The organism is Dolichospermum sp. UHCC 0259, from assembly GCF_009711935.1.
In the GTDB taxonomy this organism is placed as follows: Bacteria; Cyanobacteriota; Cyanobacteriia; order Cyanobacteriales; family Nostocaceae; genus Dolichospermum.
Genome location: NZ_VIKX01000188.1, coordinates 1 through 326, shown reverse-complemented (window position 1 = coordinate 326; position 326 = coordinate 1). Strand labels below are relative to the sequence as shown.

1 protein-coding gene is annotated in these 326 nt (G+C 46.0%); it reads left to right on the top strand.

Features of this window, described 5'->3' with window-relative positions; translation table 11 throughout:
- Positions 1 to 287 (top strand): Tn7 transposase TnsA N-terminal domain-containing protein (locus FJR05_RS15305; protein WP_254446954.1); only part of this gene is annotated, 287 nt, incomplete at its 5' end.
- Positions 288 to 326: the final 39 nt, after the last annotated feature.

The window sequence follows — 326 nt, the reverse complement described above, 5'->3', positions numbered from 1 at the left end:
TCCAATTTGAAAGCCACACCGTAGAACTGTGGGCAATCTACCAAATGGAACACGACCCAGAAGTATTGGAATACTACGACCAGCCACCCCCCTTCAAAATCCAGTACCACAACAAAACAGGACGCAAAATAGGTCACTACCATACCCCAGACTTCTTCGTGTTGAGAACTGATTGTGCTGTCTGGGAAGAATGGAAAACCGAAACCGAACTCAAAAGGCTAGCCGAAAAATACCCCGGACGCTATCAAAAAACTGCCGACGGTAAATGGCACAGCCTAGTGTGTTAATTTTGACAGGAAAACCAGGGATTTCCTTCATGCAGAAAG